This window comes from Pseudomonas alkylphenolica (genome assembly GCF_004025535.1).
Taxonomy (GTDB): domain Bacteria; phylum Pseudomonadota; class Gammaproteobacteria; order Pseudomonadales; family Pseudomonadaceae; genus Aquipseudomonas; species Aquipseudomonas alkylphenolica_A.
Window position 1 is genome coordinate 524288 of record NZ_QJRG01000033.1, and the last position, 21401, is coordinate 545688.

Annotated in this window: 24 protein-coding genes and 1 pseudogene; 13 read left to right on the top strand and 12 right to left on the bottom strand. The window is 61.6% G+C overall.

The features are described from left to right. Positions 1 to 216 precede the first annotated feature (216 nt). A complete protein-coding gene (locus DM813_RS02410) occupies positions 217 to 882 on the top strand; it encodes an FKBP-type peptidyl-prolyl cis-trans isomerase (RefSeq protein WP_128321848.1) in 666 nt (221 codons plus the stop codon). Between the two features lie 16 nt (positions 883 to 898). On the opposite strand, the gene rsd is transcribed toward DM813_RS02410, so the two are convergent. The 8 genes and pseudogenes from rsd to DM813_RS28890 all read right to left on the bottom strand — a co-directional run. Beyond that, positions 899 to 1369 carry a sigma D regulator gene (gene rsd, locus DM813_RS02415; protein WP_128321849.1) on the bottom strand — a complete coding sequence of 157 codons (471 nt, stop codon included), beginning with the start codon at positions 1367 to 1369 and terminating at the stop codon, positions 899 to 901. Positions 1370 to 1592: 223 nt separating this feature from the next. Beyond that, the gene (locus DM813_RS02420) at positions 1593 to 2114 is read right to left on the bottom strand and encodes a disulfide bond formation protein B (protein WP_128321850.1); all 522 of its coding nucleotides are present in this window, start codon (positions 2112 to 2114) and stop codon (positions 1593 to 1595) included. Between the two features lie 216 nt (positions 2115 to 2330). Continuing rightward, positions 2331 to 3569 carry a heme biosynthesis protein HemY gene (locus DM813_RS02425; RefSeq protein ID WP_128321851.1) on the bottom strand — a complete coding sequence of 413 codons (1239 nt, stop codon included), beginning with the start codon at positions 3567 to 3569 and terminating at the stop codon, positions 2331 to 2333. Beyond that, on the bottom strand, positions 3566 to 4660 hold the full coding sequence (locus DM813_RS02430) for a uroporphyrinogen-III C-methyltransferase (RefSeq protein ID WP_128321852.1): 1095 nt from the start codon (positions 4658 to 4660) through the stop codon (positions 3566 to 3568). Before DM813_RS02430 ends, DM813_RS02425 begins: the two co-directional genes overlap by 4 nt. Positions 4661 to 4692: 32 nt before the next feature. Then, a complete protein-coding gene (locus DM813_RS02435; protein ID WP_128321853.1) occupies positions 4693 to 5472 on the bottom strand; it encodes a uroporphyrinogen-III synthase in 780 nt (259 codons plus the stop codon). Further along, positions 5469 to 6410 carry a hydroxymethylbilane synthase gene (hemC, locus tag DM813_RS02440; RefSeq protein WP_128321854.1) on the bottom strand — a complete coding sequence of 314 codons (942 nt, stop codon included), beginning with the start codon at positions 6408 to 6410 and terminating at the stop codon, positions 5469 to 5471. Before hemC ends, DM813_RS02435 begins: the two co-directional genes overlap by 4 nt. Positions 6411 to 6526: 116 nt before the next feature. Then, positions 6527 to 7273 (bottom strand): LytR/AlgR family response regulator transcription factor, encoded by a 747-nt coding sequence (locus DM813_RS02445; RefSeq protein WP_128321855.1) that lies wholly within the window; start codon positions 7271 to 7273, stop codon positions 6527 to 6529. Beyond that, positions 7270 to 7376: pseudogene (locus DM813_RS28890) on the bottom strand (sensor histidine kinase); the annotation flags it as partial. The gene DM813_RS02445 and the pseudogene DM813_RS28890, both read right to left, overlap by 4 nt. A 219-nt stretch (positions 7377 to 7595) precedes the next feature. Here DM813_RS28890 and argH point away from each other — a divergent pair. Beyond that, on the top strand, positions 7596 to 8990 hold the full coding sequence (gene argH / locus DM813_RS02455; protein ID WP_128321856.1) for an argininosuccinate lyase: 1395 nt from the start codon (positions 7596 to 7598) through the stop codon (positions 8988 to 8990). Between the two features lie 53 nt (positions 8991 to 9043). Here the strand turns inward: argH and DM813_RS02460 are convergent, their stop codons facing one another. After that, complete coding sequence (locus DM813_RS02460) at positions 9044 to 9709, bottom strand: glutathione S-transferase (RefSeq protein ID WP_128321857.1); 666 nt, start codon at positions 9707 to 9709, stop codon at positions 9044 to 9046. A 146-nt stretch (positions 9710 to 9855) separates the two neighbouring features. Here DM813_RS02460 and DM813_RS02465 point away from each other — a divergent pair, with 146 nt between their 5' ends. From DM813_RS02465 to DM813_RS02475, 3 genes are all read left to right on the top strand, one after another. After that, a complete protein-coding gene (locus DM813_RS02465) occupies positions 9856 to 10140 on the top strand; it encodes a hypothetical protein (protein WP_128321858.1) in 285 nt (94 codons plus the stop codon). Between the two features lie 84 nt (positions 10141 to 10224). Continuing rightward, complete coding sequence (locus DM813_RS02470; protein ID WP_128321859.1) at positions 10225 to 10470, top strand: TIGR02647 family protein; 246 nt, start codon at positions 10225 to 10227, stop codon at positions 10468 to 10470. Positions 10471 to 10620: 150 nt separating this feature from the next. Continuing rightward, positions 10621 to 13470, top strand: coding sequence for a class I adenylate cyclase (locus tag DM813_RS02475; RefSeq protein ID WP_128321860.1), 2850 nt, complete (start codon positions 10621 to 10623; stop codon positions 13468 to 13470). 2 nt (positions 13471 to 13472) lie between these two features. On the opposite strand, the gene rnk is transcribed toward DM813_RS02475, so the two are convergent. The 3 genes from rnk to cyaY all read right to left on the bottom strand — a co-directional run bounded on the left by rnk (position 13473) and on the right by cyaY (position 14581). Next, positions 13473 to 13892, bottom strand: coding sequence for a nucleoside diphosphate kinase regulator (rnk, locus tag DM813_RS02480; protein WP_107026127.1), 420 nt, complete (start codon positions 13890 to 13892; stop codon positions 13473 to 13475). A 133-nt stretch (positions 13893 to 14025) separates the two neighbouring features. Beyond that, entirely contained in the window at positions 14026 to 14247 is a 222-nt protein-coding gene (locus DM813_RS02485; protein ID WP_128321861.1) for a DUF1289 domain-containing protein, read from the bottom strand. 1 nt (position 14248) lies between these two features. After that, positions 14249 to 14581: an iron donor protein CyaY gene (gene cyaY, locus DM813_RS02490; protein WP_128321862.1), complete on the bottom strand. Its 333-nt coding sequence runs from the start codon at positions 14579 to 14581 to the stop codon at positions 14249 to 14251. Positions 14582 to 14775: 194 nt separating this feature from the next. Between cyaY and lptM the strand changes: the two genes are divergently transcribed. From lptM to DM813_RS02530, 8 genes are all read left to right on the top strand, one after another. Next, positions 14776 to 14913 carry an LPS translocon maturation chaperone LptM gene (gene lptM / locus DM813_RS02495; RefSeq protein WP_128321863.1) on the top strand — a complete coding sequence of 46 codons (138 nt, stop codon included), beginning with the start codon at positions 14776 to 14778 and terminating at the stop codon, positions 14911 to 14913. 9 nt (positions 14914 to 14922) lie between these two features. Further along, positions 14923 to 16170 (top strand): diaminopimelate decarboxylase, encoded by a 1248-nt coding sequence (gene lysA / locus DM813_RS02500; protein WP_128321864.1) that lies wholly within the window; start codon positions 14923 to 14925, stop codon positions 16168 to 16170. Positions 16171 to 16174: 4 nt separating this feature from the next. Next, the gene (gene dapF, locus DM813_RS02505; RefSeq protein ID WP_128321865.1) at positions 16175 to 17005 is read left to right on the top strand and encodes a diaminopimelate epimerase; all 831 of its coding nucleotides are present in this window, start codon (positions 16175 to 16177) and stop codon (positions 17003 to 17005) included. A 13-nt stretch (positions 17006 to 17018) separates the two neighbouring features. Next, on the top strand, positions 17019 to 17756 hold the full coding sequence (locus DM813_RS02510; protein WP_128321866.1) for a DUF484 family protein: 738 nt from the start codon (positions 17019 to 17021) through the stop codon (positions 17754 to 17756). Beyond that, complete coding sequence (xerC, locus tag DM813_RS02515) at positions 17756 to 18655, top strand: tyrosine recombinase XerC (RefSeq protein ID WP_128321867.1); 900 nt, start codon at positions 17756 to 17758, stop codon at positions 18653 to 18655. The genes DM813_RS02510 and xerC overlap by 1 nt, the downstream gene beginning before the upstream one ends. Beyond that, complete coding sequence (locus DM813_RS02520; RefSeq protein ID WP_128321868.1) at positions 18652 to 19350, top strand: HAD family hydrolase; 699 nt, start codon at positions 18652 to 18654, stop codon at positions 19348 to 19350. The genes xerC and DM813_RS02520 overlap by 4 nt, the downstream gene beginning before the upstream one ends. 203 nt (positions 19351 to 19553) lie before the next feature. Continuing rightward, positions 19554 to 20795: a tyrosine-type recombinase/integrase gene (locus tag DM813_RS02525; RefSeq protein WP_128321869.1), complete on the top strand. Its 1242-nt coding sequence runs from the start codon at positions 19554 to 19556 to the stop codon at positions 20793 to 20795. Further along, positions 20792 to 21352 carry a hypothetical protein gene (locus DM813_RS02530; protein WP_128321870.1) on the top strand — a complete coding sequence of 187 codons (561 nt, stop codon included), beginning with the start codon at positions 20792 to 20794 and terminating at the stop codon, positions 21350 to 21352. Before DM813_RS02525 ends, DM813_RS02530 begins: the two co-directional genes overlap by 4 nt. Positions 21353 to 21401 lie beyond the last annotated feature (49 nt).

Here is a 21401-nt window from a genome sequence, read left to right on the forward strand (position 1 = left end):
CTGGCTGACGAGAGTGCGGCTCATACTATGCTTCTGCTGCTACCGCCGCTAGGGCATGTTGACAGTATTAAATTCGCCGCGTTGCATGCCTGGGCAAAGTTGTTATTGCTGCAGCTGGAAATCAGTGTAGATGCTTCACAAAGTGCTGCTGATATTTAGCCAAAGTTCCCAGCGAAGGCTGGCATACTTTGCGCTCGTTGAAGCAGGAGTGAGCCCGTGTCACGCCATCTCGTACTAGCTCTTTTTCTATGGCCTGCAGCGCTCATTGCAGCGCCTGCCCAGCCCACCACAGATGATCACGATCTGGCCTACAGCCTGGGCGCAAGCCTGGGCGAACGCTTGCGTACGCAGGTACCTGACCTGCAACTGGACGCCTTGCTCGAAGGGCTGCGCCAGGCCTATCAAAACAAGCCTTTGGCGCTTAGCGAAGCACGCATGGCGGCACTGCTCAGCGAACACGAAGCCCGAGCCAATGAAGCAGCACTGCATGCACAAAGCGAACAGATGCTGAGTGCTGAAAAACGCTTCATGGCCACCGAACGTTCCCGCGCAGGCGTGCGCGAATTAGCCGCAGGCATTCTGGTCAGTGAACTGAGCAAAGGCAGCGGCGCGAAGCCCAACGCCAAGGGCAAAGTCCAGGTTCGCTATGTCGGAATGTTGCCCGATGGCACCGTGTTCGATCAGAGCCAGCAACCGCAATGGTTCAATCTGGACAGTGTGATCGAGGGCTGGCAAGTGGCGCTGCCGGAAATGGCAACGGGATCGAAGTGGCGACTGGTGATTCCTTCAGCACAGGCCTATGGCGCCGAAGGCGCGGGCGACTTGATTGCGCCCTATACGCCACTGGTATTCGAGATTGAACTGCTCGGAGTGGCCGACTGAGCAGCCGGCACGCCGATCAGGCCTGCACGGCGCCTTCTTCGCTATGGGCGTTGTGCAACACTTCGATCAGGCAATCTTCAAGTTCAAAACGCTCATGCAGCAAGCTGCCGAGTTCGTTCAACTTTTTCGCGAAGCGCTCAGGGTCGTTGCAGTCCCCCTTGTCGCAGTGATCGTTGAAGGCCGAGGCGATTTCGGTGGTTGCATCGATACGCGGGCTGATCTGTTTTGCCAGCTCCAGGCCACGTGTATCACCGAAGGCCTTCGCCTCGCTGACCAACTGTTCGCTTACCTCGAAGTGCCAGGCCGACACATAGTCGATCAGCACCGCACAGAAATCCCGGCTTTTGTCCTTGTCGGCGAAAGCCGGCTTGGCATCGCGCAACTCGCGGAAGGCTGTCACCAACTCTGCGCGCTCATCCAACCAACGGTCAATGAGCTTGTGAACTCCGCCCCAGCGTTCCTGAGCATTCTGACAACTATCTAGCATGGCGATCTCTTCCCTTCTGGGTAATGCGCCTGCCCCCGCTCGCAAGTGTGCGCAGCAATGGTGAAATCAGCAGGCCGCATCGAGCAGCTGTGTTTTCGGTATGCGTGCAGGGAGATTATTCCCGTGCGCCCTTGGCTTCAAGGTACTCAGCCTACAAAGTTCATACAAGTGTTTAATCCCGTTCCTACTTGCCATCGGTCGTTTACAACATCGACGGAGGGCTTTATTTTTCGGCCCGATGACGGAAATTCGAACGCCAGCGCCCAAACACCTGATTCAGGGACAACGCGGCCAGTAACAAGAACGACAACAGACTCCACTCTGGAATCGTCAGATCGAGAAAGCTCCAGTTGATCCGTACGCAATCAGGGTTGCCGACCACCATGGTCTTGAGCAGCTCACTCAGTGGCATGTTCTCGACGCTATAACCAAATGGCGCCGGGCAACTATTGCCCGGCACCAGCGACGTACTCTGCAAATAGACCTGTCGAGCCGCCAGCAACGCTCCGGCAAAAGCCAGAAGTAGCGTCAATGCGGCATAGACCCGTGTACCCCGGTGCCCGGGCGCCTGCACCACCGCGCACAAGCACACCCCTGCGAACACAGCCAGCACCAGCCGCTGGCTGTAGCACAAGGCGCAAGGCACCTGTGCCATCCCCCACTCCAGATAGAACGCGGCAGCCAACATCAGTACCGAGGCGAATAGCGCCGGCAGGAACAACAGGCGGATGCGGGCCAACGGCATGGCAGTTCCGGAATCAAGTGGATAAGCACCAACGGTAGAGGAAAGACGCGTATTGTTTCAAGGCGCAAGAATTGGGACAAATCATTGTCTGATAAGGGAAATTTCGCGAAATACTTCAGAAACGCACTTAGTGCATTGCAGGGCAATTACGTAGGAAGGCGTAGTCATTTTCTATGAAGCCTTGAGCCCGCGGCATGCCACGAGCCCAAGGGGTGTTCAAGCGCGAACGGCTTCCGGCAATGGCAATGCCAACAGACGCTCGTCCAGCAGACCCAGGCCTTCCTGGAACAACTGGTTGCTGCGCTCGTTATCCCCCAGCCCCGCCAGCAGGCGCGCAAGTTCGGCACAGGCCTCGGGGTTGCGTTGCAAACGCAAGCTGCTTTCCAGGTAGTCGCGCGCCTTGCCCCAGAGACGGTTCTGCAGGCTCAGCCGGCCCAGGGTGAGCAACAGTCCCGGATCATCGCCATGGTCCTTCAACCAGCCTTCCGCTGTTTGCAGTTGACGCGCCACATCAGACCCGCGCACCAGGCCATAGAGCCTTGCCAGGTGGCTCTCGTACTGACGCTTGAGCGCGGCACGCAGCACCTCCTCAGCCTCGCCTTGCGCACCCAGTTGGCGCAGTTGCTCGGCATAGGCCGAGACCAGTTGCGGCTCCTGTCGCTGCGCCGCCGTAAGCTGCTGCCAGGCGCGCTCCAGTGACTGGCGCGCACTCTGGTCCTCGCCCTCACGGCTGACAGCCAGGCTCAGGTTTTCGCCCCAGGCGCGGCGCTCCAGATCCGCCAACTCGGCGGCCGGCAAGACTTTGTCTTTGCGCAGCTCAGGCAACAGGCGGATCAGCGCCGACCAGTCGCCACGCTCGCGGTACAGCCGCTGCAACAGGCGCAGCACCTGCGCGTTATGCGGATGACGCTCCTGCATGGCCTGCAGGGTTGTCAGGGCCGCATCACTCTCGCCGCGATCCATCTGCAACTGGGCATGACTCAAGGCAATGGCCAGCTCGGCTTGCGGCTGACGCTCCAGCGCCCGCTCCAGCAAGTTATCGCGGTCTTCCACGCGGCCCAGTTCATTGGCGGCGCGAGCGGCGCCGAGGTAGTACAGCAGTGGCTGCCGCTCGGCTTCGGCGGCGCGTTGCAGGTGACGCTGGGCACTGGCCCAACGCCCCTCGGCAAGGTCCAGCTGGCCCTGCTCGATGGCCAGCCGGGTACGACGGCTGCGGTTGCGCCGTGACCAGGGATTGACCACGCCGCTGGAGGTCAGCACCAGCCCCACCAGAAAACGCACCAGCAACACACCCAGAATGAGACAGGCCAATACCGCGAGCGCTGTCCAGAGGCCGGATTGATAGCGAAAGCTGCCGTAGGAAATCAACACATAACCACTGTGTTTGGCGATCGCGATCCCGAGCGCGGCAGCGGCCGCAATGGCCACGACTGCCAGCAGGTATACGCGTTTCATGGCTTGACCTCCTCGGCCGGCAGGTGCCGACGCTCAAGGTACGCCTGCACAGCACTGAGGCTGTCCGCCAGGTCTGGAACCACAACCGACACCGGCTCTTCTGCCAGGGCATTGAGGCTGTCGAGCATGGCTTTGCTCTGCGGGTTGTCCGCATTGAAGTTGGCCAGCAGGATACTGCGCGCATCGTCCAGGGCCTGGGTATAGACCTTTGCTTCACCATTGAGCGCGGCCCACTGGGCCTGTTCGATCGTCAGGCTCAGGGCCAGGCGCAGCTGGTTGAGGGATTGCCCAGCCAGCAACGGACGAATGTTTTCGTCGGCATTGAAATCGATCTGGAAGTACTTGGATATTTCCGCCCACCACTGCGACCAGCGACTGGCGCCATCGCCATCGGCGGTCAGTGCACCCAAGGCGTCGGCATTACTGTTGAACTCTGGCGACACCGCGCTCAATTGCTGCACCAGTTCACGCTGCGCCGCCAGTTTCAGGAACAACCCGGTACGGTCCGGTTGCTGAACGCTGTTGAGTGTGGCCAGGCTTTTGGTCAGTTGCTCGCGCGCGGCAAAGGCGCCCGGGTCACTCTGCTCACGCAGAATCTCGTCAGCCCCCTGAACCAGCGCGCGCGCACTGACGATATCCTGCAGGGCAGACAAGCGCAGGCTGGCCAGGCGTAGCAAATGCTCGGCCTCCGCCAGGCGCCAGTCCTTGCGGCTAGCGCCAAGAATGGTTTCCAGACGCTGGCTCAACCGTTGCTGATCACCCTGCAGTTGCGCAACCAGGCGGCGACGGTCTTCGAGCTCGTCTGCTGCCGGCAACGCCGCCAACTGCGCCGACATCTGCTGCTCACGCAGCTGCAGCGCCTGGGTCTTTTCGCTCAAGGATTGCAGGTACTGGCCCTGGCCTTGTTCGGCACCCTGGAGCTGACGCACCTGCCACACGCCCCACCCGCCTACTGCAACGCCCGCAGCTCCGAGCAGCAAAGCCAGGATTGCCAGGCCATTGGCCGAGCGCTTGCTCGGCGTGGCGGCAGTGGGTTCAGACGCTTCTGGCGTCGCTTGCAGGTCATCGTTGGGCAAGACAGTTTCGCTCACGTATCCATCCTTTGCATTGGGCTCGACGCCAATCAGCTTAGCGCCTCAAGGGCAGGTGCGGGGGTTTGCCGCAACGCTGCCAATAACGCCGCGGCACTGGCACCGCGACAGTCCACTACATTCTGTGCACCGGCTTCCCGGGCTTGTGCCGCTACGCGCGGGCTGGGCACAAACAATGTCAGCTGCGCCAACCTTGGCCAATCATTCGCAGCCAACTGGCGAAGGTGTTCAAACCCCTGCCCACTGCTGACCACCAGGCCGTTCAGGCGTTCACTGCAAACGCGCCCGGCCAGGGTGCCATCCGGGTAGGCTGGCAAACAACGGCGGTAGAGTTCCAGATAATCGACACTAGCACCTTGCTCAGCGAGACGCTCGGCGAGCCATTCGCGCCCGCCCTCGCCGCGCATGATCAACACACGGGGTGCCGGGCCGGCAATGGCCTGACACAGCGCCGGCAACTGCAGCAGCGCCTCGCTGTCGTCACCCACGGGCGGGTAACTGACCTGACAGCCCTGCGCCTGCAGAATCTGAGCAGAAGCGGCGCCCACGGTGAACCAGGCCAGCGGCGGCAGTTGTGGCCACAATCGCGACAGTTCGGCCAGACCAAGGCGGGCCGCCGGCTTGCTTACCACGATAATCGCCGCGTAGCGATCGACAGCGCGCAACACGCCCAGCGCCTGCTCATCCAGCCCCACGGGCTCAATCTCCAGCAGCGGCAGGCTACTGCTCGCGACGCCGTGTTCAAGCAGGCTCTGCGCCAGGGCCGTGCATTCTTCCGCCGGCCGGGTCAGGAGCAGGCGCCAGCGGTTCACGGGTGGCCAGCCTCGCCATAAACCGCCTTGAGGATCTCTTCAGCGCCTTGCTGCAGCAGGGCTTCGGCCACCTGCACACCCAATGCCTGCGCGTCACTGCGCGGCGCCCGGGCCTGTGCGGTCAGCAGCTTGCCGCCACTCGGCTCGCCCACCAGCCCCCGCAACCACAGCTGCTCGCCTTCAAGCACGGCGTAGCAGGCAATCGGAACCTGGCAACCGCCATTGAGGTGCTTGTTCAGGGCGCGCTCGGCAACCACACGGTCAGCGGTGTCCTGATGGTGCAGCGGTGCCAGCAATGCATGGATCTCGCTGTCGACGCTGCGGCATTCGATGCCCACCGCGCCCTGGCCACCGGCAGGCAGGCTGTCTTCTACGCTGATGCTGGAGCTTATCCGCGCTTCAAAACCGAGGCGAATCAGGCCGGCAGCCGCAAGGATGATTGCGTCGTACTCGCCGGCATCCAGTTTGGCCAGGCGAGTATTGACGTTGCCGCGCAAAAAGCGGATTTCAAGGTCAGGTCGGCGGGCCAGAAGCTGGGCCTGTCGACGCAGGCTGGAGGTACCCACGATGCTCCCGGCAGGCAGTTCATCGAGGTTCTTGAAGGTGTTGGAAACGAAGGCGTCACGCGGGTCTTCGCGCTCGCAGATGCAGTACAGCCCCAGGCCTTCGGGGAAGTCCATCGGTACGTCTTTCATCGAATGTACGGCGATGTCAGCCTGGTTTTCCAGCAACGCGGTCTCAAGCTCTTTGACGAACAGGCCTTTGCCGCCAATCTTCGACAATGGCGAGTCGAGCAGCTTGTCGCCCCTGCTGACCATCGGGACCAGTGTTACCAACAGGCCAGGGTGAGCCTGCTCCAGACGGGCTTTGACGTATTCGGCCTGCCACAGGGCAAGGGCACTTTTGCGCGTGGCAATGCGGATTTCACGAGTGGACATGGATCGATCCGTACAAGATAGATGCTACGGATGATAACAGCTCAATCCGGCTCGCCTGCAGATCTATGTCACAGGAAAAACCACCATCCCTGGTGGAATCATCGAACCGCTGCGGGCTAAAGCTGCTGCATCATCTTGCGTACGCCCGCGACATGCCGGCGGCTGACAATCAGCGCGTCACCATTGAGCCCCTTGAGAAACAGCTGGAAATGCCCAAGCGGCGTGCGCTGCATTCGCTCGATGCGATTGCGCGCTACCAGCGCATTGCGGTGAATACGCACAAAACGCTCGCCGAACTCGTCTTCCAGGGCCTTGAGCGGCTCGTCGAGCAGCACTTCCCCGCCGTCATGACGCAAAGTCACGTACTTGTGATCGGCAATAAAGTAGATCACATGGTCCAGGGGGATCAGCTCGATGCCTTTGCGGGTTCGCGCACTGATATGGCTGCGCGGCCCGTTGCCGCTTTCGGCGGCCGGCCGGGTCAGTGCCGAGAGCTGTACCCGATTTGGCCGCTCGGCCTTGCGCAAGGCTTCGCGCAGCCCTGCAGCATCGGTGCTCTTGAGCACGTAGCTCAACGTACTGCCCTTGAAGGCCTGCACGCCAAACTCGTCTTCGTGGGTGGTAAACAGCACAGCCGGTGGCGCTTCGCGCTCGCATAACCGGGCGGCGACCTGAAGGCCGTCCATGCCGGGCATGCGAATGTCGAGCAGCACCACCTCGGGCTTGAGGCTGTCGATCAGGGCCAGAGCTTCATCGCCATTGGTGGCGCTGGGCTCCAGCACTGTATAACCCTCCAGTTCGCCAAGCAGTCGGCTCAGGCGTTCCCGGGCTTGGGGTTCGTCATCAACGATCAGGACATTCATATTGCGCTGGATTCCTGCGTGAGTCTCGCACAAGGGTAGCGTAGACAAGTGAGGTACGACCGTCACGGCGATCCACGCTCTGACTCGCACGAAGGCTAAAGATTCACTGGATCGGCAGGAAACATGCAGATCCTCTGTCCAACTGTAGACGGTTGCCGGAACGCTGCCGTTCAATCGATAAATATCCTGTTGTTCGAGCGCTGTCGCGTACCCCTGCCGCGACATATTCACGCATCTGCCCCGACCGCCGCCCTGCGGCTTGGCGCTCAACCCTGCTATTATCGACGCCACTTTTCCGTTCACGCCTTCAACGAGTGAATCCATGAGCACCGACAAGACCAATCAGTCCTGGGGCGGCCGCTTCAGTGAGCCCGTCGACGCCTTCGTCGCCCGTTTCACCGCCTCCGTCAATTTCGACCAGCGCCTGTACCGCCACGACATCATGGGTTCGATCGCCCACGCCACCATGCTGGCGAAGGTCGGCGTACTGACCGATGCCGAGCGCGACACCATCATCGATGGCCTGAAAACCATCCAGGGCGAAATCGAAGCCGGTAACTTCGACTGGCGCGTCGACCTTGAAGACGTGCACATGAACATCGAAGCACGCCTGACCGACCGCATCGGCATCACCGGTAAAAAGCTGCACACCGGCCGTAGCCGCAACGATCAGGTCGCCACCGACATCCGCCTGTGGCTGCGCGATGAAATCGACCTGATCCTGGCCGAGATCACCCGCCTGCAGCAGGGCCTGCTGGAGCAGGCCGAGCGCGAAGCCGAGACCATCATGCCCGGCTTCACCCACCTGCAAACCGCCCAGCCAGTGACCTTTGGTCACCACCTGCTGGCCTGGTTCGAAATGCTCAGCCGCGACTACGAGCGCCTGGTCGACTGCCGCAAGCGCACCAATCGCATGCCACTGGGCAGCGCGGCGCTGGCCGGCACCACTTACCCGATCGATCGTGAACTGACCTGCCAGCTGCTGGGCTTTGAAGCGGTAGGTGGCAACTCGCTGGACGGCGTGTCCGACCGTGACTTCGCCATTGAATTCTGCGCAGCCGCCAGCGTGGCGATGATGCACCTGTCGCGCTTCTCCGAAGAGCTGGTGCTGTGGACCAGCGCCCAGTTCCAGTTCATCGACCTGCCCGACCGCTTCTGCACCGGCAGCTCGATCATGCCGCAAAAGAAAAACCCGGACGTCCCGGAGCTGGTACGTGGCAAGACCGGTCGTGTGTTTGGCGCGCTCACCGGCCTGCTGACCCTGATGAAAGGCCAGCCACTGGCCTACAACAAGGACAACCAGGAAGACAAAGAGCCGCTGTTCGACGCCGCGGACACCCTGCGTGACTCCCTGCGCGCCTTTGCCGACATGATTCCGGCGATCAAACCGCGCCATGCGATCATGCGCGAAGCGGCCCTGCGCGGCTTCTCCACCGCGACAGACCTGGCCGACTACCTGGTACGCCGTGGCCTGCCGTTCCGTGATTGCCACGAAATTGTCGGCCATGCGGTGAAATATGGTGTCGACACCGGTAAAGACCTGGCCGAAATGAGCCTGGACGAGCTGCGTCAGTTCAGCGACCAGATTGAACAGGATGTGTTCGCCGTGCTCACCCTGGAAGGCTCGGTTAACGCCCGTAACCACATTGGCGGTACGGCGCCAGCTCAAGTCCGGGCCGCTGTAGCCCGCGGCAAAGCGCTGCTGGCCAGCCGCTAAGCCCTGCGCACAGGCTCGTCGGCGCAATGCCGCGAGCCTGCTCGGCGGACGGCTTAACGCTTGCCGCTACGCACCATGTCGAGGAATGCGGGCATCTGCGCTTCCTTGTCAGCGGTGATTTTCTGTACGTTGGGATTCTGCTTGAAGTGTTTGAGCAGCGCCTTTGCCTGCGGAAAGTCCGCCAACAGGTCGATATCAAAGACTTCCTTGCCCACTGCACTGGCCAGATCGAGACTGAAGCAGAACTTCATGTCGGCAAGGGTCATCTGGTTGCCCGCAACATAGGGTGAGAAGCTGCCGTTACGCTTGAGCGTCTCCACACCCGCCAGCAGCTCGGCCTTTGCCTTGTCCTTGATGGCCGGATCGACCTTGGCTCCAAAGAAGGCTTCCGGGTAGCAGGCGCGGGCCGGCAACTCGATGTAGAGCTCGATCTCTTTGGCCAGCTCACGCACCTTGGCCTGAGCAAAGGCGTCGGTCGGCAGCAGTGGCTTGTCCCCGGCGTGGGTGTATTCGATGTACTCGAGAATCAGGCTGGTCTCGCTCAGAAAGCCATGCTCGGTTTCCAGCACTGGCACCTTGCCGCGCGGGCTCTTCTTCAGCGCATCCGGGCTCTGACCACCGAAAAACAGCACCTCTTCGAACGGCAGGCCTTTTTCCAGCAGCGCCAGCTTGACCATGTTGTAGTAGTTACTGACAGCAAATCCATGAAGCTTGAGCATGAATACAGCCTCCAGGCCGGAAAGGGGTTGGCCGAGGAGTTATAGACCCAAGGCCGGGTACTGACCAGCATCATGGAGTTTGTCGATAGCAAGGCATTGGCTGCGGGCTCATGGCAAACTGGACGCCCCTTCAGAGGAGATCGCCCATGAGCGAGCCAACCGATATCGACAACGACGAAGAAGAGTTCGCCGAGTCGACCCTGATCGAAGCGATCGAAAACCAGATTGAAAGCGACAACCCACCGGCGGCCAAAGCCACGTTCAACAAGCTCACCCTGGTGGGTTACGAGCGCGACGACATCCTCAACCTCATGGCCCATGTGCTGGCCTACGAGATTGACGCAATGCTCGAAGAAGACCGCGCCTTCAACACCGAATGGTACGAAACCGCCTTGCGCGCCCTGCCCGAGCTGCCGCCGGAAAAGGACTGAAGCAAAGCAGGATTTCCCTGACTACACTGCAAAACCAGGCACCGGCGACGGTGCTGCCCTCCTTGTCTGGAAGTCGGAGTCTCTATGTCGTTTACCCCCGAACTGATTGCCGAGCTGGAAGTCCTTGCCCTGTTCAACCTGGATAGCAGCCAGGAAGGCATCAAGGTCCATAACACTGCGTCGAAAGAGCTCATCGCTGCAGCCCAACGCCTGTACGACAAAGGACTGACCGACCAGCCGGACGGCGGCTACCTGACCAGTCTGGGGCATGATGCTGCCGAACACGCACAGCAGTTGCTGACCATCCTGAACGTCGCCCAGCCAGCCTGAACCTGATTTGCGCAAGCAACTATCCGCTCCCACAGAACCCTGTAGGAGCGGATTTATCCGCGATTCTCTGCGCTGACAAATTGGCGTCAAAATTCAAATAACGCTTAAACTCGCCACAGCGTCCCTCCACATGGCCGGTTTTAGCTTGCGATGAATCACCCCCACGAAATCCGCCCCGACCTTGACGAGGGCATCGACCGCAAGGTGCTCAGCCAGCTGCGCACGCGCTTTTTGACGCTCAATCATGGGCGCCTGGAGCGGGCCATGGAGGGGTTGTCCAGCCGCCAGCAACTGGTGCTGAGCCTGCTGCCACTGTTCTTTCACGTCAATCACCCGCTGTTACCCGGCTATGTGTCCGGCACCACGCCCGCAGGTATCTCGCATTTCGAGCCGGACCCCCGACTGTTGCTCGAAGCCCAGCGCCTGACCCGCTCGTTCGCCTACAAGGCCCGCCACGGCAACCCGCCGCGCCCCATTCATGGCCTGTACCTGATGGGCAGCCTGGGCACCCTGGCGCAGGCCGAACAAAGCGACATGGATGTCTGGGTCTGCCATGCCGCCGACTTGAGCGAAGGCGAGCAGGCTGAACTGCGCAAAAAGTGCCAGCTGCTGGAAGCCTGGGCTGCCAGCCAGGGCGCCGAGGCCCACCTGTTTCTGATCGAGCCGCACAGTTTTGTGCAGGGCGAACGCGATAACCAGCTGAGCTCCGACGATTGCGGCACCACCCAGCATTACCTGCTGCTCGACGAGTTCTACCGCACCGCGATCTGGCTGGCCGGCCGTACACCGCTGTGGTGGTTGGTACCGGTGTACGAGGAGCTTCGCTATCAGCGCTACACCCAGACCCTGCTGAGCAAACGTTTCATCCGTGCCGATGACTGCCTGGACCTGGGCCACCTGGCGCACATCCCGCCGGGGGAGTTTGTCGGTGCCGGGTTGTGGCAGCTCTACAAAGGTATCGACTCGCCTTACAAGTCGGTGCTCAAGCTGCTGCTGACCGAGGTGTATGCCAGCGAACACCCGCAGGTACAGTGCCTGAGCCTGCAGTTCAAGCAGGCGGTGTTCGCCAACCGCCTCGACCTGGATGAGCTGGACCCTTACATGATGGTCTACCGCCGTATCGAGCAGTACCTGCAGGCCCGCGGTGAGCACGAACGCCTGGAGCTGGTGCGGCGCAGCCTGTACCTGAAGGTCAACAAGAAGCTCAGCGGCCTGGCGCGTCAGCGCGCCAACAGCTGGCAGCGCAACCTGTTGCGCCGCTTGAGCCAGGAATGGGGCTGGGACGAACGCCAACTGGCCCTGCTCGACAGCCGCAGCCAGTGGAAAGTGCGCCAGGTCGCGGTCGAACGGCGCACGCTGGTGGCCGAACTCAACCATAGCTATCGCTTTCTGTGCCAATTCGCCCGTTCCCAGAATACGAGCAACCGCATCGACCAACGCGACCTCAATGTCCTTGGTCGTCGTCTGTATGCTGCCTTCGAGCGCCGGGCCGGCAAGATCGAATTCATCAACCCCGGCATCGCCCCGGACCTTGCCGAAGACACCCTGACCCTGGTCCAGTCCGCCAACCGCAAAGAGCCCGGGCAATACCTCTGGGGCCTGTACAACGGTAATCTGGGCGTCCATGAGTGGGAGCACTTCGCGCCGATCAAACGCTGCCGCGAGCTACTCGACCTGCTGGCCTGGGCCCACCGCAACGGAGTCATCGATAGCAGCACCCGCCTGGCTTTGCACCCCGGCAGCAGCGACCTCAGCGAATTCGAGCTGTTCAACCTGCTGGGCAGCCTGCAGCACAGCGTGCCCCTGCCCTTGCCGGGCGTCAGTGATGAGCGCCTGCTGCAACCGAGCGTTGTCGACGAAATGCTGTTGCTGGTCAACGTCGGCGTCGACCCCTTGCAACACCACCGCGACCTCAACATCGTAATGACCACCGAACGCACCGATTCGCTCAGTTACGCCGGCGTACGCGAGAACCTGGTGCTGACCCTGGACCAGATCACGCTCAACAGCTGGAACGAAGTCCAGGTAAAGCGTTACGACAGCGAGCATGCCTTGCTGAACTGCCTGCGCGATTACCTCAACAGCCTGGGCAGCGCCGAGCACCGGCCCCGGCTGCAGGTCCGCTGTTTTTGCCACAACCGCGCGCAGGCCATTGCGCAACGGGTCGAAGCGGTGTTCGACACCGCCCAGGCGCTGCTCGGCCAGGGCCTGAATCATCGTTACCTGCTGCAGGTCCAGCAGCATGCCCATGTACTGGAGTTGCACCCGGCAGCGGTCGAGCTGATCACCCTCGACAGCACCGAAGCACTGGTGAACTACCTGTGCGAAGAGCGGCTCGACTACAGCCCGCTGCACCTGGACGGTAACGCCCTGGAGGATCACGACCTGGCGCACGTACTGCCGTTGGGCCAACCCGCGTGTATCCAGGTGTTCTACCGGGTTCAGGATGTCTGGGCCGATGTTTACGTGCTGGATGAGCACAATGCCCTGTGGCAACAACGCCTGGCGTACCATGACGAAAGCAGCCTGCTGCTGCCCCTGCAGCGCTTTCTGGAGTCGATTGTGTTCCGCCGCGATGCGCAGTTGCCGCTGGACAAACTGCACGCCCAGGGGTCGCTGGACATTCTCTACTATCAACTGATGCCCGCAGGGCCTGGCAAGGCCCGCAGCGTGGAAGCGCGGCAGGCACCGACACGCACCATCGGCACGCCTTACTACGATGTCCAGGCCATCGTGCAGCCGGGCAGCGGCAGCAACGTGCAGGTCACGCTGTATTGCAACGAACAGGAGTTTTCCGGGTTGGAGCATGGCGACCAGCTCTACGCAGAGGTCGCCCGCCAGATCATCGGGCAGCGCCGGGATGCCGAGCGCTACCGATGCTACATCACCGACCTTGACCTGTCGGGCTTGCTCGCCGACGGCCAGGGCTCAAGCAATCTTTACCTGCGCTACAAGGGCGAGCTGGAGCTGGCGCTCAACGAGGCCCTGGCACACATGTGAATTCAGAGGTCGAAATCGCCTGCGGCTTCAGGCTGGTACTCGACTTCCAGCAGCTTGAGCTTGAGGGTCTTGCCGCCCGGGGCCGGCCAGTCGATCTGCTCGCCCACCGACAGGCCCAGCAGTGCGCTGCCGATCGGCGCGAGGATGGAGATCTTGCCTTCATCGGCGTTGGCGTCCTTCGGGTACACCAACGTCAGGTGATAGTCCTTGCCGCTGGCTTCTTCGCGGCAATGAACCCGGGAGTTCATGGTCACGACACCGGCCGGAACTTCCTCGTGACCGACCTGCTCGGCACGGTCCAGCTCGTCCTGCAAGGCGAGCACACCCGGAGAATCCTGCGTCTTCTCGTCGAGGCTGTCGATCAGACGCTCGAGACGCTGAACGTCCAATCGGGTGACGATAATGGAAGGCTTGGTGCTCATGATCCAGTCAGACTCCTTTTTTTGAGCGATATAAAGCAAAACCCCGCCCAAGGGCGGGGTTTGCAGGAATTCGGCATCGCCGAAGCACCATCGACACTAACACAGCCAAGTAAATACACAATACCCGCAGGGTTTAAGGCGTTTCTGCCTGTTGTCGGCGCGCCTGGGCCTGCTGGCAGATCACCCGGCGCTGCTCGTCATCGGCCGAGCGCCACTGGCGAATATCCTCGACATGGCGGAAACAGCCAATGCAGACCTTGTGTTCATCCAGTCGACACGTGCTGATACACGGTGACGGCACCGCCGGACTGACATTGCTGTAGAGCGGCTTGGCCGGCTTGGCTGCAGTACTCATCTCAGATTTCGTCGAAGTCCAGCTTTTCGCCAGCCCGCTCCCAGACAATGCGCTCGAGCATCTCGCCGAGCAACTCTTCGGTCTTTTCGCAAGTCCACTTCTTCGACTCTTCGTCGAAGTCGAAGTGGAAGCCGCCGGACTTGTCGGCCAGCCACAGCTGGCGCAACGGTTCCTGGCGACTGAAGATCAGCTGGCTGCCGTTTTCAAACTTGATGGTCAGCACGCCGGCCGAGTTTTCCATGTCCAGATCCATACCGCTCTCGTCGAACAGGTCTTCCAGTGCCTGTTGGGTCGCGTCGACCAGGTCGTGAAAACGCGCTTCAGTCAAACTCATTGCAAGAACCTCAAAATTGTCTGCACACACGCAAGCCGGGCAAGATACGAGTGCAGCGCGCCGAATGCAAAGGATACCGCCCTGCGCACCTGCCGACAGCCACCCCCCGCCCGACGGCTGGCCACCCGCATAGGCAAGGCGGCAGGTGCTCGGTATACTCGGGCGCAATACTGCTTATTTCAAAGGATTACGCCATGAAGCGCCTGATCTCCTCCCTCGCGGCGCTCGTCGCGATTGCCTGCCTTGTTTCCGCCTGCGGCCAGAAGGGCCCGCTGTACCTGCCAGACGACAGCAAAGACGGTCAAAAGTCGCAATCGCACAAGCATCAGTAAGGGTACCCCATGGACGCTTTCAACTACCGCGACGGTGAACTGTTCGCGGAAGGCGTGGCCCTGTCGGCCATTGCCCAACGTTTCGGCACACCTACCTACGTCTACTCGCGCGCTCACATCGAGGCCCAGTACCGTAGCTATGCCGATGCCCTGCAGGGTGTCTCGCACCTGGTCTGCTTTGCCGTCAAGGCCAACTCCAACCTCGGCGTGCTGAACCTGCTGGCCCGCCTGGGCGCAGGCTTCGATATCGTTTCCGGTGGCGAGCTTGAGCGTGTACTGGCCGCTGGCGGCCGCGCCGATCGCGTGGTGTTCTCCGGGGTTGGCAAAACCCGCGAAGACATGCGCCGTGCCCTGGAAGTCGGTGTGCACTGCTTCAACGTCGAGTCCACCGACGAGCTGGAGCGCCTGCAAGTGGTGGCCGCCGAAATGGGTCTGCGCGCGCCGATCTCGCTGCGGGTCAACCCGGACGTCGATGCCGGCACCCACCCGTACATCTCCACCGGGCTTAAAGAAAACAAATTCGGCATCGCCATTGCCGATGCTGAAGAGGTCTACATCCGCGCGGCCCAGTTGCCGAACCTGGAAGTGGTGGGTGTCGACTGCCACATCGGCTCGCAACTGACCACCCTGGAACCCTTCCTCGATGCCCTCGACCGCCTGCTGGCGCTGATCGACCGCCTCGGCGACTGCGGTATCCACCTGCGTCACCTGGACCTGGGTGGCGGTGTCGGCGTGCGTTACCGTGATGAAGAGCCGCCGCTGGCGGGCGACTACATCAAGGCCATCCGCGAGCGCCTCGGCGAGCGCGACCTGGCCCTGGTGTTCGAGCCAGGCCGCTACATCGTGGCCAACGCCGGCGTCTTGCTGACCCGCGTCGAATACCTCAAGCACACCGAACACAAAGACTTCGCCATCGTCGATGCGGCGATGAACGACCTGATCCGCCCTGCCCTGTACCAGGCCTGGATGAACGTCACCGCCGTGCAACCGCGTGCGGGCGAAGGCCGTACCTACGATGTGGTCGGACCGATCTGCGAAACCGGCGACTTCCTGGCCAAAGAGCGCACGCTCAACCTGGCCGAAGGCGATCTGCTGGCGGTGCACTCGGCAGGCGCCTATGGTTTTGTCATGAGCTCGAACTACAACACCCGTGGCCGCTGCGCCGAAATCCTGGTCGACGGTGACCAGGCCTTCGAAGTGCGTCGCCGCGAAACCGTAGCCGAGTTGTTCGCTGGCGAAAGCCTGCTGCCGGAGTAAACCCATGCTGCTGCGTTTTACCAAAATGCATGGGCTGGGCAATGACTTCATGGTCCTCGACCTGGTCAGCCAGCATGCGCACATCCTGCCCAAGCACGCCAAGCAATGGGGTGATCGCCACACCGGCATCGGCTTTGACCAATTGCTGATCGTCGAAGCGCCAAGCAATCCGGAAGTGGACTTTCGCTACCGGATCTTCAACGCTGACGGCTCTGAGGTCGAGCAGTGCGGGAACGGTGCGCGCTGCTTCGCACGCTTCGTGCTGGACAAGCGCCTGACCACGAAAAAGCTCATCCGCGTCGAAACCAAAGGCGGCATCATTGAGCTGGACGTGCGCAACGACGGTCAGATTTGCGTCGACATGGGTCCGCCGCGCCTGACGCCGGCCGAAGTGCCGTTCGATGCGCCGGCCCAGGCCTTGAGCTACCCGCTGGACGTGGCCGGGCGCCAGGTCGAGCTGGCCGCGGTGTCGATGGGCAACCCCCACGCCGTGATCCGGGTCGACGACATCAACAGCGCCCCGGTTCACGAACTGGGCCCGCAGATCGAACACCACCCGCGCTTCCCGCAGCGGGTGAATGTCGGTTTCATCCAGGTCATCGATCGCCACCGCGCCCAGTTGCGCGTATGGGAACGCGGCGCCGGGGAAACCCAGGCCTGCGGTACGGGCGCCTGCGCTGCCGCTGTCGCCGCCATCAGCCAGGGCTGGATGGATTCGCCACTGCTGATCGACCTTCCTGGTGGGCGCCTGTCCATTGAATGGGAAGGCCCGGGCAAGCCGGTGCTGATGACCGGCCCTGCCGTACGCGTTTTCGAAGGACAGGTTCGTCTATGAGTGAGTGCCAACCATGACCGATCAGCCCCAGGCTCCTGCCGAGCAGCCCACCGACCATTGTGCCGAGGGCTCGACGCCCGCCTTCGGGGCTGACGCCGTGGTGGCCTACCTGCGCGACAACCCGACGTTTTTCGCCGAGCACGATGAGCTGCTCAGCGAGTTGCACATCCCTCACCAGCGCGGCGACAGCGTGTCGCTGGTGGAGCGTCAACTCAAGCTGCTGCGCGACCGCAACATCGAGATGCGTCACCGCCTCTCGCAGTTGATGGACGTGGCCCGCGACAACGACCGGCTGTTCGACAAGACCCGCCGGCTGATCCTCGACCTGCTCGATGCCGACAGCCTCGAAAGCGTGGTCATGGCTGTCGAAGACAGCTTGCGCCAGGAGTTCAAGGTGCCCTTCGTCAGCCTGATCCTGTTCGGCGAGGCCGCCGCGCCGGTCGGTCGCTGGGTCAACAGTGCCGATGCCCAGCAAGCCATCGGTGGCCTGCTGTGCAGCGGCAAGACCGTCAGCGGCAACCTGCGCGACCACGAACTGGACTTTCTGTTTGGTGAAGAGCAGCGCAAGGAGGTCGGCTCCACCGCCGTCGCCACCTTGAACCACCAGGGCCTGCATGGCGTGCTGGCCATCGCCAGCCGTGACCCGCAGCACTACAAAAGCAGCGTCGGCACCCTGTTCCTCAGCTACATCGCCGAAGTGCTTGGCCGCGTGGTACCACGCTTTACCCAGACCCTGCGCCCGGTGCGCTGATGGAGCGCCAGCTCCAGGCCTTCAGTGCGCACCTGCGCACTGAGCGCCAAGTATCCGAGCACACCCAGCTGGCCTACCGCCGCGACCTCGAGACGGTCCTGGCGTTCTGCGCCAAGCAGCACATCGACAGCTGGAATGCCCTGCAGATCCAGCACCTGCGCCAGCTCATTGCCCGCCAGCACCATCAGGGGCAATCGTCGCGCAGCCTGGCGCGCCTGCTCTCGGCCGTTCGGGGTTTTTACCGATACCTCAATCGCGAAGGCCTGTGCAGCCACGATCCGGCCAACGGCCTGTCGGCGCCCAAAGGTGAGCGGCGCCTGCCCAAGACCCTGGACACTGACCGCGCCCTGCAACTGCTCGAAGGCGCGGTGGAAGACGACTTTCTCGCGCGCCGCGACCAGGCCATGCTCGAGCTGTTCTACTCCTCGGGCCTGCGCCTGTCTGAACTGACCAGCCTCGACACCGACCAACTCGACCTCGCCGCAGGCCTGGTAGAAGTACGTGGTAAAGGCAGCAAAACCCGGGTGTTACCGGTCGGTCGCAAGGCCCGCGAAGCGCTTGAGCAATGGCTCGCGCTACGCGGTATCAGCGCCCCTCAGGACAACGCCGTGTTCGTCAGCCGCCAGGGACGCCGCCTCGGCCCACGGGCGATTCAATTGCGCGTGCAGGCAGCTGGCGAGCGCGAGCTGGGCCAGAACCTGCACCCGCACATGTTGCGTCACTCGTTCGCCAGTCACTTGCTGGAGTCGTCCCAGGATCTGCGCGCCGTGCAAGAAATGCTCGGCCATGCCGACATCGCCACCACCCAGATCTACACTCACCTTGATTTCCAGCATCTGGCCGCTGTCTATGACAGCGCCCATCCTCGGGCAAAACGCAGCAAGGGCAGCGATTCATGAGTATCAAGCTGATTACGTTCGACCTCGACGACACCCTGTGGGATACCGCCCCGGTCATCGTCAGCGCCGAGGCCGTGTTGCGCGACTGGCTCGCGGCGAATGCCCCTGACCTCGGTGCGGTGCCCGTCGAGCACCTGTACGCCATCCGTGAGCGCCTGGTGAGCGCCGAGCCCGGGCTGCGCCACCGCATCAGTGCCTTGCGCCGCCGCGTGCTGTTCCACGCCCTCGAAGATGTCGGCTACAGCGAAAACAAGGCTCGCGAGCTGGCCAATGAAGGCTTTGAAGTCTTCCTGCATGCCCGCCATCAGGTCGATATCTTCCCTGAGGTCCAGCCGGTGCTGGAGATCCTGCGCCACACCTACACCCTGGGGGTGGTCACCAACGGCAATGCCGACGTGCGCCGCCTGGGGCTGGCCGACTACTTCAAGTTCGCCCTGTGTGCCGAAGACATCGGGATCGGCAAACCCGACCCGCAACCTTTCCTCGAAGCGTTGCGCCAGGGCCAGGTCGAGGCCCAGGCAGCGGTGCATATCGGTGACCACCCGGGCGATGACATTGCCGGGGCCCAGCGCGCCGGTCTGCGTGCGGTGTGGTTCAACCCGCAGGGTAAGGCCTGGGACGCCGACTACCGACCTGACGCCGAGATCCAGCGGCTGTCGCAACTGCCCGAACTGCTCAACAGCTGGCGCAGCTGAACACCGACCCTACGCCCACAAAAAAGCCCGCAGCGACGGCGGGCTTTTTCTTTTCCGCAAATGTCCACAGCACTCCACAAGACCTAGTTAAACCGGGGCTTACCGGGTATTATCCTGTCTACAGCATCCCACCCATATCTACCTGATCCCACGAAAATGTGTGGGGCTGTATGTGGGGTTGGAACAGTCGACGAGGAAATAGAATGAGCCGATTGAACCCCAAGCAAGTCGAACACCTGAGTGAACCAGGCCGGTATCTGGACAGCGATGGGCTTTACCTTGTAATCAGCACCACCGGTAGTAAGTCCTGGCTGCTGCGATTTCAGCTCAGCGGCAAACGTCGTGATATGGGATTGGGGCCATTTCCTACCGTCACGCTTAAGGCAGCACGACTGGCCGCTACAGAGGCTCGGTCGCTGATCATGCAGGGCCGCGACCCCCTGGACGAACGTAAAGCAGAACAGCAGCGGCAAAAAGAACAGCGGTTGGCGGAAAAAGCAAAATCTGTCACGTTCAAGTCGCTGGCGTCCGACTACCACCGGTCACACTGTCAGCACGTGACCGATGGCTGGCGCAAAGGCTGGCTTTCCAAATTGGAGCGCTATGTCTATCCAGTCATAGGGGAGCTGCCGCCCGGACAGGTTCAAACCGAGCATGTATTGCGTGTTTTGCAGCCGATCTGGAGCGAGAAGCCCCGGACAGCGAGCGAGGTTAGGAGCCAGATAGAAAGCGTGTTGGACTCCGCCAAGGCGCTAAGCCTTCGATCCGGCGAGAACCCCGCGCGCTGGCGCGGCCATCTGGACAACCTGTTAAGCCGGGCAGACAAGAAACGAGCTACGCAATCGACTAACCATCCAGCCATGCCATGGCGTGATCTGCCGGCGTTTATGGGAAGGCTGGCCGCCGCCAATGACCGTGACTCTCAAGCGCTACAACTGGTGATCCTGACTGCCGCGCGAGCTGGCATGGCTCGCTTGGCGACGTGGGACGAATTCGATCTAGAGTCCGCTATCTGGAATCTGCCAGCCGAGCGCATGAAAACCCGGCAGGCGTTCGCCATCCCATTGCCACAGCAGGCGGTTGAGCTGCTACGAGCGATTCCGCGCACTGTTGGAAGTCCCTATCTGTTTCCTGGTACCGGTAAATCTGGCGTGATGGGCCGTGTTGCATTCTTGTCACTACTGCGGGCGATGGATCTACCAGACATAACAACACACGGGTTCCGGGCCACCTTTCGCACCTGGGCGAGTGAGTGCACGCACTATCCGCGTGAAGTCTGTGAGCTGGCGCTTGCCCATGATGAGCGTGACAAAATCGAGGCCGCTTACAGTCGCAGCAACCTATTGGACAAACGCCGCGAGCTGATGCAGGCCTGGGCAAAGTTCGCCACCACTCCGCCAGCGGTGAATGTTATTCATGGCACGTTTGGGCGAGCAGAAGCATGACCCGTAAATACAGCGACGACTTGGCCAAACCCATTAAGTTAGCTCCGCTGGGGCTCCTCCATACACCTGAGCACTGTGACGCCCGAAGTAAGGCGCACATAGCTGAGGTAGAGCGCCGGATGGGCCTGTTATTTGAGGCCCATGGTGTTATCGCTGGCGACTGGAAGAACCTTTGCTGGAGCTTGGCACTCGACTTGCCGGGCTTCCAGGTGACCAGCTCCCAGCCTGTGGGCCGACGTAAATGCTGGGATGAGTTAACCCGTGCATTGTTGGTACTGAGTATCGATGAACTCCGAGCAGTGGAGCCATCAGTTACTGCCGCAACTCAACGACTCGCTGAACAGGAGCCATGGTTGCAAATGGTCCGTCATGCTAAAGGCGATGAACGGCTGAGAAGCGAATCCACACGCCCGACCGACCCGCGCCTGCTTTCAATGCTCCGTGATAGTCGTGATCTGATGATTGCATCGGGTCAAATAACTGATGAGCCTGGCGCATTTGCGCGTAAATACCTTGCCGTTAATTACGCGCAACACGAGCCCCGAAACGAGCAATAGTATTGGAATCCATGGCGCCCACTGATTCAGGCGCTCTTAATTCGCGAGG

What these genes read in the sequence shown, in the direction of transcription:
- dapF (WP_128321865.1), top strand. Translation starts at nt 16,175, where the DNA reads ATGCTGCTGCGTTTTACCAAAATGCATGGGCTGGGCAATGACTTCATG.
- DM813_RS02530 (WP_128321870.1), top strand. Translation starts at nt 20,792, where the DNA reads ATGACCCGTAAATACAGCGACGACTTGGCCAAACCCATTAAGTTAGCT.
- DM813_RS02475 (WP_128321860.1), top strand. Translation starts at nt 10,621, where the DNA reads ATGAATCACCCCCACGAAATCCGCCCCGACCTTGACGAGGGCATCGAC.
- cyaY (WP_128321862.1), bottom strand. Translation starts at nt 14,581, where the DNA reads ATGAGTTTGACTGAAGCGCGTTTTCACGACCTGGTCGACGCGACCCAA.
- hemC (WP_128321854.1), bottom strand. Translation starts at nt 6,410, where the DNA reads ATGTCCACTCGTGAAATCCGCATTGCCACGCGCAAAAGTGCCCTTGCC.
- DM813_RS02470 (WP_128321859.1), top strand. Translation starts at nt 10,225, where the DNA reads ATGTCGTTTACCCCCGAACTGATTGCCGAGCTGGAAGTCCTTGCCCTG.
- argH (WP_128321856.1), top strand. Translation starts at nt 7,596, where the DNA reads ATGAGCACCGACAAGACCAATCAGTCCTGGGGCGGCCGCTTCAGTGAG.
- xerC (WP_128321867.1), top strand. Translation starts at nt 17,756, where the DNA reads ATGGAGCGCCAGCTCCAGGCCTTCAGTGCGCACCTGCGCACTGAGCGC.
- lptM (WP_128321863.1), top strand. Translation starts at nt 14,776, where the DNA reads ATGAAGCGCCTGATCTCCTCCCTCGCGGCGCTCGTCGCGATTGCCTGC.
- DM813_RS02425 (WP_128321851.1), bottom strand. Translation starts at nt 3,569, where the DNA reads ATGAAACGCGTATACCTGCTGGCAGTCGTGGCCATTGCGGCCGCTGCC.
- DM813_RS02460 (WP_128321857.1), bottom strand. Translation starts at nt 9,709, where the DNA reads ATGCTCAAGCTTCATGGATTTGCTGTCAGTAACTACTACAACATGGTC.
- DM813_RS02485 (WP_128321861.1), bottom strand. Translation starts at nt 14,247, where the DNA reads ATGAGTACTGCAGCCAAGCCGGCCAAGCCGCTCTACAGCAATGTCAGT.
- rsd (WP_128321849.1), bottom strand. Translation starts at nt 1,369, where the DNA reads ATGCTAGATAGTTGTCAGAATGCTCAGGAACGCTGGGGCGGAGTTCAC.
- lysA (WP_128321864.1), top strand. Translation starts at nt 14,923, where the DNA reads ATGGACGCTTTCAACTACCGCGACGGTGAACTGTTCGCGGAAGGCGTG.
- DM813_RS02520 (WP_128321868.1), top strand. Translation starts at nt 18,652, where the DNA reads ATGAGTATCAAGCTGATTACGTTCGACCTCGACGACACCCTGTGGGAT.
- DM813_RS02445 (WP_128321855.1), bottom strand. Translation starts at nt 7,273, where the DNA reads ATGAATGTCCTGATCGTTGATGACGAACCCCAAGCCCGGGAACGCCTG.
- DM813_RS02420 (WP_128321850.1), bottom strand. Translation starts at nt 2,114, where the DNA reads ATGCCGTTGGCCCGCATCCGCCTGTTGTTCCTGCCGGCGCTATTCGCC.
- DM813_RS02510 (WP_128321866.1), top strand. Translation starts at nt 17,019, where the DNA reads ATGACCGATCAGCCCCAGGCTCCTGCCGAGCAGCCCACCGACCATTGT.
- DM813_RS02465 (WP_128321858.1), top strand. Translation starts at nt 9,856, where the DNA reads ATGAGCGAGCCAACCGATATCGACAACGACGAAGAAGAGTTCGCCGAG.
- DM813_RS02525 (WP_128321869.1), top strand. Translation starts at nt 19,554, where the DNA reads ATGAGCCGATTGAACCCCAAGCAAGTCGAACACCTGAGTGAACCAGGC.
- rnk (WP_107026127.1), bottom strand. Translation starts at nt 13,892, where the DNA reads ATGAGCACCAAGCCTTCCATTATCGTCACCCGATTGGACGTTCAGCGT.